Origin of the sequence: Moraxella canis, from assembly GCF_002014965.1 — a bacterium.
In the GTDB taxonomy this organism is placed as follows: domain Bacteria; phylum Pseudomonadota; class Gammaproteobacteria; order Pseudomonadales; family Moraxellaceae; genus Moraxella; species Moraxella canis.
Genome location: NZ_MUXT01000001.1, coordinates 37,644 through 53,433 on the forward strand (window position 1 = coordinate 37,644; position 15,790 = coordinate 53,433).

A 15,790-nucleotide genomic window follows, 5' to 3' on the forward strand; every position below is an offset into this window, starting at 1 on the left:
ATAAAGCCGATCTGAGCATATCTTTGATTGGATTAGTATATTGCATTTTTTGAAAGTTGAATAGGTTATTATTATTTTAGGGACTGTATTAGATTAAATCATGCAATCTAATACAGTCCCTAAAACTTATTACCATTTCAATATCAAAGATGATGCAAGCTAAGCTTATCTTAAACCTGCCAGCTTTTGGCACATATCCAAAAGCCGATTGGCGTAGCCCCACTCATTATCATACCAAGCATAAATCTTAGCAAGCTCACCTGCCATCATCAGCTGCTGACCATCAATGACCAAAGAGTGGCTATCGCCGATAAAATCACTAGACACCAAAGGCTCATCACAATAATCCATGATGCCAACAAGATGCCCTTGGCTTGCTGTCATCAGCGCGTCTTTGATCTCATCTAGCCGAACCGATTGCGCAAATTTGACAGTCAGATCAATCGCAGCGACATTGATGGTGGGAACTCGGATGGAGTGTCCGTTGATTTTACCGCGCATCAGGGGCAGGACGCGTTCGGTGGCATTGATGCTACTGGATGTGGTGGGAATGATATTATGACCGCTGGCTCTGGCACGGCGAAAGTCGCGATGCGCTTGATCAAGCACGCTTTGATCTGCCGTTACGGCGTGGATCTCGGTCATCATGGCACTTTGGATACCAAATTTATCATCAAGCACCGACAATAGCGGCACCAAAGCTTGGGTGGTACAAGACACCCCAGATATGATTGGCAAATCAGCGTTTAGCTCATCGTCATTTACCCCGATGACGATACTGGCATCTACGCTATCAAACGGTGCTGCACCAATGATCACTTGCTTTGCGCCTGCTGTACGATGGCGATTGGCATCGGCATAGGAGCGAAATTGACCTGTACACTCAAGCACGACATCGACATCCAGATCCTTCCAAGGCAAATTCTCTGGCTCATCACAGCTTAGCAAAAGAATACGGCGTGACGACCCGCCTTTAGTGATCGTCAAATATGAGGTATCTTGATCGGTGGTTAATGAAACCTGTGCGGCATTATCCCCTTGATCGAATCGCCCATGCGTACTGTCAAATTTTAATAAATGCAGCAGTACTTCGTTGTCGGCGATATCATTGATCGCGACAATGTCAATATTGTCAAAAACCCCCAACTTCTTAATGTACGCTCTTAATACATTTCTACCAATACGACCAAAGCCATTGATGGCTAAGCGTAATTTGGGCGTATCGGCTTGGCGGTGTGAATTATTTGGTATCACGATCAGCGTCCATCTTTGAAGTCTCTATATACGCCAAAGCCAAGCGTATTTCATTATAAGTATAAGTTTCTCGCAGCTCATCAAAGATCGGTCTGATCTTGATCCCATCAGCAAATTCACCTCGGGCATCCAAATCGCATATCGCACCTTCAATCTCAGTGATCATCTCATCATCTGGGCGATAGTCTTGGATGGCATCAGTACCCATGATTTTGCCAATATCCGCCACATGACCGATAATGGTTGAGACAGACAAACTGCGCTTGGCGGCAATCTCGTCTAAATCCAGCTTTTGCTGAACGAGTTCATAAGTTTCATTGACGGTGCTGGTCAGTCCATTGGCTTGGATTTGTCCTGCTTTGGCTTGATTTTGGGCTTTGGTTTTTTGGCTGAGCGCGCCTTGCTTTTTGAGCGCTCGAAATTTTTGGTTGGTGGCGATAACTTCAGGATTGGTCGTGCCGCCGCAAGCATGGATAAAGGCTTTATAAATCTCATCGAGCATCGACTCATCAAACACTTCAAAAGCCTTGGCGTGCTCAGAAGACAGCTCAATGAATCGCTGATCAATGCGCTGCACCCATTCATCTAGCAGCAAGCTTTTGACATTAAAGCCAAGCAATTTTAGCCCATCTAGCGAGCGCAGGCGTGACAGCGCCACATAACCCTGCCCCATCTCAAAGGTCTTGGACAAGTCAATCTCAGCTGCATCCAAGGTCATGCCTTGGGATTTGTGTACCGTGATCGCCCAAGCTAAGCATAAAGGCACTTGGGTATAGCTTGCAAGCACAGTGCCATCCTTATCCTCAACTGTCCACTCTTCAGGCTCAGCAGCCACTTCGCCGCCAGTATTGTGCCGAACCAAAGGATATGCCGTTTCGGTAATTTCATCATCTGCATTTTTATAGGCTTTGCCCGATACGCCAATAAAGCCGATCACTTCACCCATCGTACCATTATACACGCCCAAAAGCGGCAGATTTTTGACGAACATCACCTTAGCGCCGATCGCAAGCGTCAGCTCATCAGGGGCGCGGACACTCTTTGACAGTGAGTCTTGCAAGGGTTTTTCGCCCATTTTGGCGGCACTATACGTAATAGTCTTAGCGGTCAATTCATTGAGCTGCTTTTGATTGATACTATCAACATCGGCATTATGCGTATAAAGTCTTGTGCGGTTCAAATCAATGGTATGAGCTTGGGTTGATGTCAGCACATCGATCGCCTGCTGCGTCACTGTTTGACTGCGGATTTGGTTTAAAATCTCATTCAAAGATAAACCAAAGCGCTGCTTTTCATCGCCGCCCGTTTGGCGATGCTGCTCGGTGAGATAACAAATTTGAAATTTACACTCAAGCCAAGCCTGCGACATAAAGGCGTATTTTTCTTTCGATGTTTCACCTTTATCGCCAATCGGTGGTAGCTGAAAAAAATCCCCCGAAAAAATCACCTGAACGCCCCCAAAAGGCATCTCATTTTTTCGAAAATGCTTTAAAACTTGATTGATCGTGTCAACTTGCTTGGCGTGCAGCATGGAGATTTCATCAATGATAAGCACCTTGGTATTTTTGATGCGCTCAAGGTAGTCATCACGCGTGGCAAGCCTTTGGACATTGACTTTATCAAACTCATTTTGGATGCCGATACCCGACCATGCATGAATTGTCATGCCATTCATGTGAGTTGATGCGATGCCCGTGCTGGCAGTCACTGCCACAGGAATTTGGCGCACTCGCAAATACTCAATGTACTGATTGAGCACATAGGTTTTACCTGCGCCTGCTTGACCTGTCAAAAAAACATTTTGCCCTGTCTTTAAAATCGCAAAGGCGGTCTCTTGTTTCATAGCATCAACTTGATTGATTGAATTTGATTGAGTTTGAGATGATTTGTCTTCTGCATCCATGTCTCACCCTCTCTACCAAAGCGCACTAAAATCCTGGCGCTTTGGTAAACTGTGGGCAACTGATGAGCGTGCAATCACTCAGGCTTAAAGCTGTCTTTAAGCCCAACGATTTGATTAAATACTGGCAACGCTTGGGTATGCTCGGCGCTGTCAGCCACAAAATAGCTTTCGCGCTCAAACTGGAATCGCTCACCTGGATTGGCTTTTGCCAAATCAGGCTCAATCACAGCTTCATAAACCGTCAGCGAATTGGGATTTAGGTGCTTGCGAATCCACAGCTCATCAGCATCAGCACCAGAGTCATTGACATCCACAGCGTCTGTTATTTCATCATCTTCTAGTAGCAAATGCTCATACAAGCGCACCACTGCATTCACCCCGTGGCTTGCCGATACCCAATGGATCACGCCTTTGACTTTGCGACCTTCTGGATTATTGCCCAGTGTATTTTCATCGATCGTCGCGATCAGTTCGACCACAGCGCCGCTTTCGTCTGTCTTATGCTCTTCTACCTTGAGCACATAGCTGTTGCGCAAGCGGATTTCTGGATTACTTGGCGACAGACGCTTATAATCTGCCGGCGGCTCAATCTCATAATCTGTGGCATCAATGTAAATGGTTTTGGTGAACGGAATTTGGCGCATACCCATGTCCAAATGCGGATGCTTAGGCTGGGTCAGCCAAAGCACGTCACCATCAAATTCTGCCACTGTTTTTTCATTTTTAAGCTCATTAAATTTGGCAACAGCGCTATCAAAATTGGTGATAGTCACTTTCAGTGGGCGTAGCACTGCCATTCCGCGCGCGGTGGTCTCTTCAAGCGACTTACGCACGCTAAACTCAAGCATACGATGATCAACCAAGCCATCAGATTTGGTGACGCCCACGCGTTCACAAAAATCTCTCAAGCCTTCGGGCGTATAGCCGCGGCGACGCATACCTGCCACCGTCGGCATACGCGGATCATCCCAGCCAGACACCACACCCATATCCACCAAGCGCTTGAGCTTACGCTTAGAAGTTAGGGTATGATCAATGTTCAGACGGCTAAATTCATACTGACGTGGTGGGACGTCGAACCCAACTTTTTCGACTACCCAATCATAAAATGGTCGATGATCTTCAAATTCAAGCGTGCACAGCGAGTGTGTGATTCCTTCATAAGCATCTGACAAAGGATGCGCAAAATCATACATCGGATAGATGCACCACGTATCGCCCGTTTGGTGATGATGTGCGTGCATGACACGATAGATCACAGGATCGCGCATGTTCATGTTTGGGTGTGCCATATCAATCTTAGCACGCAAAACCGCTTCGCCATCGGCATATTTGCCCTGCTTCATATCCTCAAAACGAGCCAAATTCTCCTCAATGCTCGCCTCACGCTGCGGTGATGGCACGCCTGCTTCGGTGAATGAGCCACGATTGGCACGGATCTCATCAATGCTTTGTAGATCCACATACGCATCGCCTTGTTTGATCAGCTGAACTGCCCAGCCATACAGCTCATCAAAATAGCCTGACGCATAGCGCACATCGCCCGCCCACTCAAATCCAAGCCATCGAACGTCTTCTTTAATGCCATCAACAAAATCTTGTTTTTCAGCGGTGGGGTTAGTGTCATCAAATCTTAAATTACAAGCACCGCCAAATTCATTTGCCACGCCAAAATTTAGGCAGATCGATTTAACATGCCCAATGTGTAAATATCCGTTTGGCTCAGGCGGAAAGCGCGTCAAAATGCTATCATGCTTACCCGATGCCAAGTCATCACGGATAATTGCGCGAATAAAGTCATTTTTTTCAGTCGGTTGTGTGCTCATAACTTATTGTCCATGGTGATCAGTTTTAAATGTCATAATTGAATTATTTTAGCATAATTTTAGGTCTTTAAGCATGATTTTTATAAATCGAACACGCTTGGCAAATCATCATGCCCTTTAAATTTGCACAAGCACACCCCATGAATGTTATGCTATAATAAGCAAAATTTCATTCCATTCATTAATAGTTATAAGGATACTTCATGGATATGCCAGTTGTAGAATTTGATACCACATTTGGTCAAATCAAAATCGAGCTAAACGCCGAAAAAGCCCCTGTTACCGTTGCCAATTTCCTTGATTATGTCGAGTCAGGTCATTATGATGGACTGATTTTTCATCGTGTGATCGACGGCTTTATGATTCAAGGCGGCGGTATGGACGCACAGATGAACGAAAAACGCACTGGTACCCCCATCAAAAACGAAGCCGATAATGGTCTAAAAAACACCGTCGGTAGCATCGCGATGGCGCGCACTTCTGATCCACATTCTGCCACGGCACAGTTTTTTATTAATGTCAAAGACAATGACTTTTTGAATTATTCAAGCCCAACACCGCAAGGCTGGGGCTATGCTGTCTTCGGTCAAGTGATTGATGGCATGGATGTGGTCAATCAAATCAAAGGCGTGCCAACAGGTCGTTTTGGCTATCACGCTGATGTGCCAACTGAGCCTGTCGTCATCAACAGCGCCAAAGTCATCAATAAATAATATGCTGAGCGCTGATTATTTTTTTACCACAAGACCGTCTGAGATTCAGGCGGTTTTTGTTAGCGATTTGCATCTATCACCAATGACGCCTAAGCTTAGCGCGGCTTTTATCCAGTTGCTTGGTGACCTAAAACAGCTGCCTAATTTAGATTCGCTTTTTATTTTGGGAGATTGGTTGGATGCTTGGCTGGGTGATGATACTTATGTATCGCTATCGCAGGCTGACAAAGCCAAGCATTGGCTTCATCCTGTGATTCTTGCGCTGAATGCTTTGGCGGATCATAAAGTGCAAATTTTTGTCATGCAGGGCAATCGTGATTTTATGATTCGTCAGGCGCTTTGTGATACGTTCAAAGGCGCGCTGATCCAAGAGCCTTATCCCATTCATACCACCCAAAGTCGCATTCGCTTGGAGCATGGCGACGCGCTGTGTACAGACGATATGAGCTATCAGCGTTATCGGTCTGTCATTCGCCATCCTGTGACGGGATTTATCTTAAATAGATTGCCGCTATCTGTGCGTAAAAAGCTCGCTGGCAATATTCAAGATACTTCCAAAAACCAGAAAACCACCAAAGCTTTTGCCATCTTGGATGTCAATGAAGACGCAGTATCCGCTGCACTCAAGGAGTATGATATTTTATTACATGGGCATACCCACCGCCCACATGTGCATCATTATGGTCATCAAGCGCGCATTGTGCTTGGGGATTGGCGCATGGAAGGGACTCAAGTCTGCGCAGAAATTGGCTTGATGATCGGTGAAGATTTGCAGCTTGCGCAATTTAAGCATGGCTAATCTTGCAAATTTCAATAAAAAAGAGCGCAATACACGCTCTTTTTTTTATTCGCCAGGTAGGGATTACTTACCTTTTTTGCTGGCTTCTACCTGAATGTCGATACGCACATCTTTAGGAATGCCCACATCCACCAAATAATTCATGCCCCACTTGGTGCGATCAACTGTCGCGGTAAAATCGCCACCACAAACTTCAGCATTCAAAATTGGGCTGTTATAGCAATTAAACTTAGTCGCTGTTAAAGTCACAGGATGGGTTTGACCAAGTAAAGTTAAGTTACCTGACACAGACTGCAGTTTACGATTTGCGCCTGTCCCTGTGAAATAAAATTGATTTGAAACAAAACGCATGGTTGGATGCTGTTCAACATTGAACAAATTAGCCGCTTTTAGGTGCTGTGTAAATAGCGATGAAGGGGCTTTTAGGCTACCAACAGGAATACTGATATCGATTGAGCCTGTGCCTGCCGCACGGTCAAATTGCATCACGCCTGATAGCTCATAAAAGCCTGCCATGTTGGTTGAGGTGCCAAAATGGTCAATGCTAAAACGTGCGTTGGTGTGATATGGATCCAATTCATAAGTAGCCGCATTGGCAAAACCTGCCACAGCCAATAACGCGATTAAAGATAATTTTTTCATAACATACTCCATGTGACTAGTCATTAATTTAGTGAAATCAAGGTAAACCCTGCGATTTCATCTTAACCAAAATCATATTAAATGACAAGTATCACTTTGGTGAAAAAATTGTTGCCAAATCTGCAAATATTTACACAACAGTTGTTAATGTTTTAACATTTTTAAAAGTTTTGAAAATGAGCATCTGACTTATTGATACATTCAAATTTCATCTAGCTTTCACATTGAGTCAAATTATAATAAAAAAGCAGGTCAAAGCCTGCTTTAAAATCAATCCAGCAATTTAAAAAAATGCTCGCGATAATGGCGCAATTCACGAATCGAATCTCGGATATCATCAAGCGCCAAATGTGTGCCTGTTTTTTGATACCCAGAGGCGACATCAGGACGCCAGCGGTAGCAAAGCTCTTTGACGCTTGACACATCCAAGTTGCGATAGTGAAAATATCGCTCAAGCTTTGGCATTTGACGCGCCAAAAATCTGCGATCTTGGCAAATGGAATTACCGCACATCGGAGAGATGCCTGCATCCACCCACTTTGATAAAAACTCGATCGTCTGTGCTTCAGCTTCAGCAAGCGTCGTCGTGCTACGGCGCACCCGATCAATCAAGCCTGACTGACCATGCTGATTTTTATTCCAATCATCCATACGATTTAAAATCACATCACCCACTTTGATCGCAAATACTGGTCCTTCGGCAAGAATGTTCAGATCATCATCGGTCACGATGGTGGCAATCTCAATAATCTCATCGTGCTGCGTATCCAGACCTGTCATTTCTAGGTCAATCCAAATGAGTGCTTTTTTGGCTTTTGCAGAAGGTTTTGGGTGTTGAATTTTAATTTTATCAGTCATAAGTGCATCCTAAGTGATTTCAAGCATTCTATCACAGTACGCCTAAGCCTGCTATAAGCTCTTAAAAATTCAACAAAAATAACGGTGTTTGCGTCGTTTTATCAATAAAAGTTTGCTATAATTTAGGCTTTATCTACACGATAGCCACCTCCATGCCCAAGAATAAGATTAAAGCCTGGTTACCCACGCCCGAAAAATTGCGCCAAAATCGTTTGATTGCGATATTTGCGCCTTTTTTGGCGGATCCTCGACTGTGGCAAATCAATCGCAGCTCGTTGGGTCGAGCGGTTTATGTGGGTGTGCTGGCGGCTTTTTTTCCTTTGCCTGGCCAGATGCCACTTGCATTGATTGGCGCACTGCTCACCCGAGCTAATATTCCGATGGCGATTGCACTGACTTGGATTACCAATCCTTTGACTGCCATTCCTGTTTTTTGGTTAGCGTATTCGCTGGGAGCGATATTGCTTGGAGAGCCTACCATTGGGCTTAGGGCGATTGGCATGATCTTAACCGATTTTACCCTTTGGATGACCGCTGATGGCATTAATCCGCTTAAGGCGCATCGGCATATTTTTTCGTGGCAAGCGATGGCGGTTGGGCTACTTTTATCCGCCATCATCACCAGTATCGTGCTTGGTTTGGCATTTCGCGCATTTTGGAATTATCGGACTGTCAGAGATTGGCAAGCGCGCCACGGTTACAACGCCAATGCCCCCAAATTCAAACATCAAAAAGGTCATAAAAAGCGCGAGCAAGATCTACAAAAACAAAATCTGCAAAATGAGCACGATCACACAAAAGTCGATAAAGGCGATAATTTTTCCATCTAAATAGATACTTTATTATATTGACGCCTTATCATTTATCCAAAGCATAACTTCTCAAAGATCACTCCGCCTAAGCAGCTTTCACTCATTTTAAAGAAGTATATTCCACCGCTTATTTTAATATGAATAATTTTCATTGGTATTTATGGGCATTTTGGCGTATAATTTTCCACCAAATACCTTTTATTAATGATCACTCTACAATCATTGCCCCACTCTACAGTCGCAGACTGCACCGTGATTTATTTTTACTTGTGTGAGCGGTATTTATTCTGTCAAGCCTAAAAAAGCCACCAGAATTTGCACAATTTTTATTTTATTTTTTATTAAGTGAAACCTTATGAACTACTCAGTATTTACTTCAGAATCAGTGAGCGAAGGTCATCCAGATAAGATGGCAGACCAAATCTCTGATGCCTTGCTTGATGCCATCTTGACTCAAGATAAAGATGCACGCGTCGCCTGTGAAACCTTAGTCAAGACAGGTGCTGTCGTCTTAGCGGGCGAGATCAGCACCCATGCCAATATTGATGTCGAAGCGATCGTGCGTGATACCGTCAATAAAATCGGCTACAATCACTCAGATTTGGGCTTTGATGGCTCGACTTGTGCGGTGATTAATATGATTGGCAAGCAGTCACCTGAGATTGCCCAAGGCGTTGACAGACAGCGCCCAGAAGACCAAGGCGCAGGTGACCAAGGTTTGATGTTTGGCTATGCCACCAACGAAACTGATGTGCTGATGCCTGCTCCGATTCAGCTGAGCCATCGTCTGATGGAGCGTCAAGCTGAGCTGCGCAAAAATGGTACTTTGCCTTGGCTGCGTCCTGATGCCAAAGCTCAGGTGACTATGCATTATGACGATCAGTTCAAGCCTTTTGCTGTTGATGCACTGGTGTTATCGACGCAGCATGATCCTGAGATCAGCCAAAAGCAGCTGCAAGAAGCCGTCATGGAAGAAATTATCAAAAAAGTCATTCCATCTGAGCTACTGCATAAAGATACGCTTTACCACATCAATCCAACGGGCAAGTTCGTCATCGGTGGTCCTGTGGGCGATGCAGGTCTGACAGGTCGCAAAATCATCGTGGATACTTATGGCGGCATGGCGCGTCATGGCGGCGGTGCATTCAGTGGTAAAGACCCTTCCAAAGTCGATCGAAGCGCTGCTTATGCTGGACGCTATGTCGCCAAAAACATCGTCGCCTCAGGCTTGGCTGAGCGCTGTGAAGTACAGGTGAGCTATGCAATCGGTGTGGCTGAGCCGACATCCATTTCGGTGAATACTTTTAATACCGGTAAAATCAGCGATACCGACATCGTCAAGCTGATTCGAGCGCATTTTGACCTGCGTCCGTATGGTATTACGCGTATGCTTGACTTACTACAGCCCATGTATGAAGTAACGGCAAGCTATGGTCATTTTGGTCGCCAAGGCTCAGATACTGCCTTTACTTGGGAAAAAACAGACAAAGCCGACTTGCTGCGCGCGGCGATCTAAATGACTCAGATAAGCCTTGAGCAAGCCAATCTCAAGGCTTATCACACACCAAATAGCCCAAAATCATCAAATCACCCAAAAGGATAGCACATGAGTGACACTAAAGAATTTAATGAAGAAGAATTCCAAGCGCAAATGAATGCGTTTTTTGAGCGTGCCGATGCTGTCATCACGCTTGCTAACAGCCAGCTTTCGCCATCATCACACGCTGGTCAAGTGGCAGCCAGCCTCAATTATGCTGCCGCAAGATTTGCTGTCTCGGCGGCGACCATCGGCTTTGTTAAAGGTAGCGATCTTGCCAAAGAAAAAGATGACATCATCAAATTCTACACCGAAAAATACCAGCAAATGCTCTCTGAAAATCTAGAACAATATATCGAAAACTTTGACCAGTACACTCAGCTTGCCAAAGGGACACAGGCTTAAAACTTCCATAAAAAAAAGCAGGAAATCTTCCTGCTTTTTTAAGTTTAGCTCGCCCATTGACCACTTTTCATCTCAAGAATTTTATCAGCTTGGGCTGCCAAATGCCGATCATGGGTCACCATCAAAAGCGCCATGCCAATAGACGCTTGAAGCTCACTTAACAGCCCAAAGATCGCTTGTGCATTTTCGTCGTCCAAGTTGCCCGTCGGCTCATCTGCCATCACCAAGGCAGGCTCTGTCACCAAGGCGCGCGCAATGGCGACACGCTGACGCTCACCGCCTGACAGCTCACTGGGACGATGATGCAGTCGATGCCCAAGTCCGACGCGCTCAAGTAAATCATTAGCGCGTTTTGTCGCCTCTTTGATACTCACATCGCGGCGCATGAGCAGTGGCATGGCGACATTTTCGGTGGCGCTAAACTCTGCCAACAGATGATGAAACTGATAAATAAATCCCAGATGACGGTTGCGCAGCTCGCCGCGCTTGGTTTCATTCAGATTGGTCAAGCACTGCCCTTTTAGCCATACCTCGCCTGTCGTCGGCGTATCTAGTCCGCCAAGCAAATGCAATAGCGTGGATTTGCCCGAACCGCTACTACCCACGATGGCGATGCGCTCGCCTGCTTGTATTTGCAAATCAAGCCCTGACAAGACGGTGGTTTTGATTTTGCCTTCGTCATATACTTTGCTGATATTTTTGGCGTGTAAAATGGTCGTCATACTGATCCTTATTCGTATCGCAAAGTTTGCGCAGGTTCGATTTTTGAGGCTCTGAGCGCAGGATAAATGGTCATTAAAAAACTCAGTAAAAATGAGGCTGTCGTGATGAGTAGCACATCAGATGCTTTGACTTCAGAGGGTAAAAAGTCCACCGGATAGACACTGCCATCAAATAAACTGACCCCAAATACTCGGCTGACAAACAGCAAAATATCATTGACCGATAAAGCAAGTACCACACCAAGCACCGTTCCAACCACTGTGCCAATCACCCCGATGATCATGCCTTGCACCATAAATACTTGCATGACAAGCTTTGGCGATGCCCCAAAGGTCTTTAAAATGGCGATGTCTGATTTTTTATCCGTCACTAACATGACCAAGCTTGAAACAATATTAAACGCCGCCACAACCACAATCAAAAACAACAAAAGTCCAATCATGGCTTTTTCCATTTGGATAGCACTGAATAAATTACCATGCGTCGTCGTCCAATCACTAGGATATAGGCGTGGGTCAAGACTGGCAGCTTGATTAGCCACTTGCGGCGCTTTAAAGATATCATGAAGCTTCATGCGCAGACCTTGCGCACCTTCGGGCAACCGAAGCATGATGCCTGCATCGCGCATCTGCACATAACCCATCGTACTGTCAATTTCACTGCTAATATGGTACACACCCACCAAAGTAAAACGCTTAAATCTTGGAATCACGCCTGCGGCAGATGGTGAGGCTTCTGGTAGCACCAAAGTGACCTTATCACCCAGCTGCAGACCCATATTAAACGCAATCGACTCACCCAAAACAATGCCAAATTCGCCAGGGCGCAAGTCATCGAGGCTGCCTGCGATCATATGCTCATCAATGATCGAGACTTGTTTTTCGTATTCAGGTTCGATGCCTGAGACAATGATGCCAGAGACCTGACCTTCGGCGGTGAGCATGCCTTGTAACTGAATATAAGGGGCGACTGCGTCCACTTCCTGATTTTGAGCTTTGATTTGTTCGGCGATGGGCTGCCAATCCGACAAAATCTCTGTCGAGGTGACCGCCGCTTGAGGCACCATACCCAGAATGCGCGATTTGATCTCACGATCAAATCCATTCATGACCGATAAGACGGTAATCAGCACCGCCACGCCAAGCGTAAGCCCAATGGTTGAGATAAACGAGATGAACGAGATAAAACCGTTTTTGCGTTTGGCTTTTGTATATCTAAGCCCAATAAATAACGCTAAAGGACGAAACATAAGCGGTGTTCCAGACGATAAATCATGCTAGTTTAGCATTTTTTATGAATAAATACCAAATAAAGCCGCCAATACCATCCGCCCACTCCATCAATCACACAAATTCATCAAGGATATCAGATCAAATGCTTGATATTTTTTGGTGCATCCCCATGTAGATGGCAGTTATCCATGAGTAATGATTATGAGCAGTCAGACCATTCGTTATAATTATACGCACGAAAGCGCACCCATTAAAGTCGATTTGCCCCATGATGAAAATGCCAGTCATGGCGATCATTGGGCGATTTTGACAGATAATATCGCCCAAGATGTGCCCAATTGGCTACATGCCATGCTAGATCAGGCGACCTTACCCAAGGGTCTGTCCGCCCAAAATAGTACGGATAATGCCAAGCTATTATTAGGCATGAATGACACTTGCCACATCAAGCAGATTTTAACCATCAAAGATGGCGCGCCCAAGGCTTTTATTAATGCGTTTCCTGCTGTAAATAGCCCTTATGGTTTGACTTGTCAAATTGAGCGCATCATTCGCTGTGATTCGACTTCCGATGCGATTTTGTGCCTAAAAACACCATATGGCGCAACAATTTATGCTTTTGATCAGCTATATGCAGTCAATCGCGCCGATTATCGCACGCAAAAAAAATACTTTGTCAATTTTAGTGCTTGGGCGTATCACATCGAGCCAAGCAACCAAGAAGAAACCATCGTCGTTGAAGACCAAGAAGCCATCCGCCATCATCGCGCCTTTAATGACATTGTGGCAAAAAATAACGGTCAAATTCCTGATGATATCGACGAGCAAATCCGCACATGGCAGCCTGAAGACCACGAAGCAGGTAAGCCCTTTGCACCCGTTGAAATTAATTTGGGGCATATGTGTGCGTATTTGTATGGCGAAACTTTTGGTCAAGAAGATGAAGCGTGGTGCCAAGGTCAAGTCTTAGGCAAATCAAAAACCGAGTTCTTTGGCAAAGACATCACGCTGTTTGATGTGGTGATTTTGCGTGAGCCGGACGCTGATCCATTTGTGGTGCGTATCGCAACGCCAACCACGGATCAGACCGATGCCATTTTGGTTCATGATTATATCCAAGCCAATATTTGGCTACAAGCCGCCATTTATGAAGCCAATCAACGCTCGTCTATGTGATTGATTCCTAAAAATAAACCACCCTAAGTGCTGGCATTTGGGGTGGTTTATTAATAACTTACTGTGATTGAGCTTATATTATGCGATCAAGTCATTAAGCCAATCACCAATACTTTTGATTTGTGCTAAGCACACTTGATGCGCCATGGGATAGGTACGATAAACAGGGTTTAGTCCAAGCTTTTTTAGGGACTCTGCAGCTTGCACGCCCAAGGCGGCAGGCACGACATCATCAAAATCCCCATGATCAATTTTAACCGCAATATCATCATTGACTGTAACAGACTTGATCTGCTCAGCAGTCGCAAAGTAAGTTGACAGCGCAAGCAATCCGCCAAGCTTTCGTGTATTAGTCAAGACGGTATGATACGCCACCGCGCCACCTTGTGAAAAGCCTGCGATGATGATATTTTGGCTATCAATACCTTTGGCAATCTCGCCATCAATGATCTCATTGATCAGCTCACTAGAAGCGGCGATGTGTGCCACATCAACCTTACGATTTAGGCTCATCTCCAAAATATCATACCACGCTGGCATGACATAGCCCCCGTTAATCGTCACAGGAATCTGCGGGGCATGCGGAAAAATGAATCGTACCGCCGCTTCTTTGGCAAGTCTAAGCTCAGGGACAATCGGCTCAAAGTCATGACCACTCGCGCCTAAGCCATGCAGCCAGATCACCGAATGCGTGATGGGCTGATCAGATGGATTGTGTTCAACAATCACTGAAGCTAATTTTGACATCGTTAATTTCCATCATTGATAAAATAAGTCAAATTATCATACGACGATCACGGATAAATTGCAATCTAATCCAGATATTCATTATCCAAGCATCATGATAAGTCGCAAGTGCATTCATAAATTATTGAGCGATAAATTGATGATCCTGTCAGATAGTGATATTATATGGGCATCTGACCTATGGGTGATGCGCGCTGGCAGTTCTTAGGATGACTTAGCGGGTGTATTAGGGTCAATGTTATGGTTTATTATTTAGGATAACTTATGCAGTGGCGTGGACGCAGACAAAGCAGCAATATCGAAGACAGGCGCGGCGGCGGCGCCAAAAAAGTCGGTGGCGTGAGTATTTTTGGCTTAATCATCGCCGTCATCTTATGGCAAGTGTTTGGTATCAGTCCAGAGACCACGCTGGGCGTCACTCAGCAGATGCAAGGACAAACTCAAGCATCAGCGCCGGCTAACGAAACCGCGGATATGGCAGAATCCAGAGAGTTTGTTGCCACGATTTTGGCTGATACTGAAGATGTATGGACGCCGATATTTGCTCAGGCAGGACATCGCTATCAACCGCCAAGCTTGGTTTTGTTCAGCGGCGCCGTCCAATCCGCCTGTGGATCAGCCACGTCAGCGAGCGGTCCATTTTATTGCCCTGCTGACCAAAAAGTTTATTTAGACACACAATTTTTCCGTGATATGCGCACTCAAATGGGCATCACAGGCGAACGCAACCAAACCGAGCTGTCACGCCAAGACCAAGCCGGCGACTTTGCTCAAGCATATGTGATCGCGCATGAAGTCGGTCATCATGTGCAGACCTTGCTGGGTATCTCTCAGCAAGTACGCCAAGCTCAAGCACAAGCAAGCCCCGCCGCTGCCAATAATTTATCAGTGCGCCAAGAGCTACAAGCCGACTGCTTTGCAGGCTTGTGGGCGCGCCATAATCATGAGCGCACACAGTTTTTACAAAAAGGTGACATCGAAGAAGCTTTAGATGCTGCCGAGAAAATTGGTGATGACTATCTTCAGCATAAAGCCCGAGGCCATGCCGTCCCTGACAGCTTTACCCACGGAACCAGCGCTCAGCGCAAACAATGGTTCTATAAAGGCTTTGAGACAGGCGATGTCAATCAATGCGACACATTTGCCACTCGTGACATCTAATC

Annotated in this window: 15 protein-coding genes; 7 read left to right on the forward strand and 8 right to left on the reverse strand. The window is 45.5% G+C overall.

Going from position 1 to position 15,790, the window contains the following annotated elements; all coding sequences use genetic code 11:
- Nucleotides 1-165: 165 nt before the first annotated feature.
- From B0180_RS00140 to B0180_RS00150, 3 genes are all read right to left on the reverse strand, one after another.
- The gene (locus B0180_RS00140; protein ID WP_078255122.1) at nucleotides 166-1,254 is read right to left on the reverse strand and encodes a type I glyceraldehyde-3-phosphate dehydrogenase; all 1,089 of its coding nucleotides are present in this window, start codon (nucleotides 1,252-1,254) and stop codon (nucleotides 166-168) included.
- A complete protein-coding gene (locus B0180_RS00145; protein WP_267888869.1) occupies nucleotides 1,241-3,157 on the reverse strand; it encodes a helix-turn-helix domain-containing protein in 1,917 nt (638 codons plus the stop codon). The genes B0180_RS00140 and B0180_RS00145 overlap by 14 nt, the downstream gene beginning before the upstream one ends.
- Before the next feature lie 74 nt (nucleotides 3,158-3,231).
- On the reverse strand, nucleotides 3,232-4,983 hold the full coding sequence (locus tag B0180_RS00150; protein WP_078255123.1) for a glutamine--tRNA ligase/YqeY domain fusion protein: 1,752 nt from the start codon (nucleotides 4,981-4,983) through the stop codon (nucleotides 3,232-3,234).
- Between the two features lie 203 nt (nucleotides 4,984-5,186).
- Here B0180_RS00150 and B0180_RS00155 point away from each other — a divergent pair, with 203 nt between their 5' ends.
- Both B0180_RS00155 and B0180_RS00160 read left to right on the forward strand, forming a co-directional pair.
- Nucleotides 5,187-5,696, forward strand: a complete 510-nt coding sequence (locus B0180_RS00155) for a peptidylprolyl isomerase (RefSeq protein WP_078255124.1) — start codon at nucleotides 5,187-5,189, stop codon at nucleotides 5,694-5,696.
- A 1-nt stretch (nucleotide 5,697) separates the two neighbouring features.
- Nucleotides 5,698-6,495 (forward strand): UDP-2,3-diacylglucosamine diphosphatase, encoded by a 798-nt coding sequence (locus tag B0180_RS00160; protein WP_078255125.1) that lies wholly within the window; start codon nucleotides 5,698-5,700, stop codon nucleotides 6,493-6,495.
- A gap of 63 nt (nucleotides 6,496-6,558) precedes the next feature.
- Here the strand turns inward: B0180_RS00160 and B0180_RS00165 are convergent, their stop codons facing one another.
- Together B0180_RS00165 and orn are read right to left on the reverse strand one after the other, a co-directional pair.
- Nucleotides 6,559-7,137 carry a YceI family protein gene (locus tag B0180_RS00165; protein WP_078255126.1) on the reverse strand — a complete coding sequence of 193 codons (579 nt, stop codon included), beginning with the start codon at nucleotides 7,135-7,137 and terminating at the stop codon, nucleotides 6,559-6,561.
- Between the two features lie 270 nt (nucleotides 7,138-7,407).
- Nucleotides 7,408-7,995 (reverse strand): oligoribonuclease, encoded by a 588-nt coding sequence (gene orn, locus B0180_RS00170; RefSeq protein ID WP_078255127.1) that lies wholly within the window; start codon nucleotides 7,993-7,995, stop codon nucleotides 7,408-7,410.
- Nucleotides 7,996-8,147: 152 nt separating this feature from the next.
- Here orn and B0180_RS00175 point away from each other — a divergent pair, with 152 nt between their 5' ends.
- From B0180_RS00175 to B0180_RS00185, 3 genes are all read left to right on the forward strand, one after another.
- Nucleotides 8,148-8,825 (forward strand): DUF2062 domain-containing protein, encoded by a 678-nt coding sequence (locus tag B0180_RS00175; RefSeq protein ID WP_078255128.1) that lies wholly within the window; start codon nucleotides 8,148-8,150, stop codon nucleotides 8,823-8,825.
- Nucleotides 8,826-9,162: 337 nt separating this feature from the next.
- Nucleotides 9,163-10,323: a methionine adenosyltransferase gene (gene metK, locus B0180_RS00180; RefSeq protein WP_078255129.1), complete on the forward strand. Its 1,161-nt coding sequence runs from the start codon at nucleotides 9,163-9,165 to the stop codon at nucleotides 10,321-10,323.
- A gap of 90 nt (nucleotides 10,324-10,413) precedes the next feature.
- Entirely contained in the window at nucleotides 10,414-10,749 is a 336-nt protein-coding gene (locus B0180_RS00185; RefSeq protein WP_078255130.1) for a DUF3144 domain-containing protein, read from the forward strand.
- Nucleotides 10,750-10,793: 44 nt separating this feature from the next.
- On the opposite strand, the gene lolD is transcribed toward B0180_RS00185, so the two are convergent.
- Nucleotides 10,794-11,471, reverse strand: a complete 678-nt coding sequence (gene lolD / locus B0180_RS00190; protein WP_049236200.1) for a lipoprotein-releasing ABC transporter ATP-binding protein LolD — start codon at nucleotides 11,469-11,471, stop codon at nucleotides 10,794-10,796.
- Between the two features lie 8 nt (nucleotides 11,472-11,479).
- Entirely contained in the window at nucleotides 11,480-12,721 is a 1,242-nt protein-coding gene (locus B0180_RS00195; RefSeq protein ID WP_078255131.1) for a lipoprotein-releasing ABC transporter permease subunit, read from the reverse strand.
- A gap of 184 nt (nucleotides 12,722-12,905) precedes the next feature.
- On the opposite strand from B0180_RS00195, the gene B0180_RS00200 reads away from it, so the two are divergent.
- Complete coding sequence (locus B0180_RS00200; protein ID WP_078255132.1) at nucleotides 12,906-13,880, forward strand: hypothetical protein; 975 nt, start codon at nucleotides 12,906-12,908, stop codon at nucleotides 13,878-13,880.
- Between the two features lie 78 nt (nucleotides 13,881-13,958).
- Here B0180_RS00200 and B0180_RS00205 read toward each other — a convergent pair whose 3' ends face one another.
- Entirely contained in the window at nucleotides 13,959-14,627 is a 669-nt protein-coding gene (locus tag B0180_RS00205; protein ID WP_078255133.1) for an alpha/beta hydrolase, read from the reverse strand.
- Nucleotides 14,628-14,891: 264 nt separating this feature from the next.
- Between B0180_RS00205 and ypfJ the strand changes: the two genes are divergently transcribed.
- Nucleotides 14,892-15,788 carry a KPN_02809 family neutral zinc metallopeptidase gene (gene ypfJ, locus B0180_RS00210; protein WP_049236206.1) on the forward strand — a complete coding sequence of 299 codons (897 nt, stop codon included), beginning with the start codon at nucleotides 14,892-14,894 and terminating at the stop codon, nucleotides 15,786-15,788.
- Nucleotides 15,789-15,790 lie beyond the last annotated feature (2 nt).